2 protein-coding genes are annotated in these 2,382 nt (G+C 55.3%); one reads left to right on the top strand and one right to left on the bottom strand.

Going from position 1 to position 2,382, the window contains the following annotated elements:
* Positions 1–1,752, top strand: a 1,752-nt coding sequence (locus IQ273_RS32600; RefSeq protein ID WP_194027224.1) for a secretin N-terminal domain-containing protein, incomplete at its 5' end; no start/stop codon positions are given.
* A gap of 236 nt (positions 1,753–1,988) precedes the next feature.
* Here the strand turns inward: IQ273_RS32600 and IQ273_RS32595 are convergent.
* The coding region (locus tag IQ273_RS32595; protein WP_194027223.1) for a hypothetical protein at positions 1,989–2,382 on the bottom strand (394 nt) is incomplete at its 5' end.

The following is a 2,382-nucleotide window of genomic DNA, read 5'->3' as shown; positions in this document are numbered from 1 at the left end:
GAACTTGAGACGGTACCGGCCCCAGCTACCCCCCCAGCAGTGGCCCAGGCCACTCCAACCCCAGAAGTAGCCCCAGGACCAGCGCCAGAGGTTCCGGCCCCGATCAACCCTGACGTACTGGTACCCAACCCCGAAGTCACCATCGACGGCACCCCAGTGCCCCGCCCTCAGGTACAGCAGGCTCCTCCCTTCCTGCCTCGTGCCGTTGCGCCCCCCATCGGCGACATCTCCATAGCTGAAGGGGTACCAGCCTTTAGCAGCATTAATTTGGGCAGCAACGAGCGCATTCCAAAACTACTACTGCGCGATGCCCCCGCCCGCGAAGTGCTGTCGCTATTAGCACGGGCAGCTGGCCTCAACCTGGTCTTTACCCCCGCTAGTGGAACCGAAGGGGGACAGGCGGCAGGAGCTAGTGCCGATGGCCCGCCGGTTAGCCTAGATATTGAGAATGAGTCGGTGCAAGACGTGTTTAACCACGTGCTGCGAGTGACGGGGCTACAGGCCAATCGGGTGGGCCGCAGCATTTATGTTGGCCCTACCCTACCGGTTTCAGCCCAAAATGTCTCGGCTAGAACGCTGCGCCTCAACCAGGTTGACGCCGCCGTGGCGACAAACTTCCTGGTTGCCCTGGGGGCGGAAAGTGCCATCAGCCGGGAGCGATTGGTCACAAACGTTAATGCCGTAACGGTTGAAGAAGGGGTACCTCCGATTACCGAAACTCAGACCTCAACCGTGGAGCAAATTGAGGTCAACCGGGTTGACTACGAAGATAGCCAGGGAATTCTGCGCGGATTGCAGGTGGTGGCCGACGAGCGCACCAATTCGGTAACTCTGGTGGGTCGAGCTGACCTGATTGCCATCGCTACCGAGCAACTCACCCGTATTGACCTACGCCGACGGCAGGTGGCGGTTAATGTCAGAGTCATTGACATCGACCTCAACGCCATCAATGCCATTGGCACTAGTTTCTCATTCCAAAACGGGCTGTTTGGGGTGCTCAGCTCCGGAGGGCTTGGCATTCTGAATATTGGGGATGGCGGTACGCCCAATACTGATAACCAGGCGACCCCCACGGGTACACCTATCCTGCCACGCACATTAGGTGGCCCTGGTGCTAATGCCACCTCTGGCAATTTCTTGGCTCAACTGCTGGGAACGGTGCAAAACGGCAACGGCAAGATTATTACTGACCCCACCTTGATTGTGCAGGAGGGCCAGACGGCTACTGTTCAGCTAACTCAAGATGTAGTAACCGAACTGACTCAAACCATCGAAGTGACCGAGACAGGTAACTTAACTACGCTAGAGATTGAAGTTGAGCCGGCAGGCCTAATTCTACAAATTGATGTTGATCGCATTGACGACAACGGCTTTGTTTCACTATCAGTGGCCCCCAGTATTTCGGCTCCTACCGATAGTTTTTCTAGCGACGCTGGCACATTTTTCTTACTATCAGAACGCCAAATTAGCTCCGGCCAGGTGCGGGTTCGCGATGGTCAGACCCTGCTGCTGTCCGGTATTATTCAGGAGTCAGAGCGCTCTAGCGTTAACAAGATTCCTATCTTGGGCGATATTCCCATTTTGGGCGCATTGTTCCGCAGTACGGTAACCGATAACCAGCGCCGAGAACTGATTGTGCTGCTCACACCCCAAATCCTGGATGATTCAGATGAGTCGACGTTTGGCTATCAGTACACTCCTAGTGAACAGGTACAGGAAATTCTAGAGAATCGGGGTCGCCAACCAGAATAGAGCATCGACACTAAGTGGTTGGGCCAATTCAAATGTAGGATGGGTTAGCGACAGCGTAACCCATGCGGGCGTTGGGTTTCGTGCCTCAACCCCAACCTACATCGACTTATACTTAATTGCGCTCGCCTACTTATAGCGATGGTCAATGCGCTTGGTACATAGACGACAGATGTAAAAGTCGCTCAAAAGGGTAGATGCATGAACGGTGCGTCTACCCTTGTTTTTTGCGGAGCCGTTTATTCAGCTACGTAGGAGCCATACATAATGTATTCGTCGCTTTGGAGCTGCGTTTCGCTCGGGTAAAACGCAATTTCTATAGAGGTCGCAGCGCCGCTGGTGTCGGCTTTGGGGATGAGCTTGATGTACTGGTTTTGGGTGTCGTAAAAGCTGGGGCTAGACTCAAGCCTGAGCAGGTAGCCCCCCTCAGTGCCAACCAGGGTATAAGGGCTGCTCTGACCACTGCTCCACTGCACCTGGTCAGGGGTTACGGTCATGGTGCCAAAGGCCAGCAGTACGTTGCTGAGGGGCTGCCACTCATGAATGAGGGTATTGGGCAGGGCGATCGCTGAGGATGATGGGGTTGTATCTGGGGCGGCGGCGGTGGTACTAGGGGGCTGAGTTGCTGAGGGC

This window comes from Nodosilinea sp. LEGE 07298, from assembly GCF_015207265.1.
Taxonomy (GTDB): Bacteria; Cyanobacteriota; Cyanobacteriia; order Phormidesmidales; family Phormidesmidaceae; genus Nodosilinea.
The sequence above is the reverse complement of the archived record's forward strand: the minus strand, read 5'-3'. Positions and strand labels throughout refer to the sequence as shown.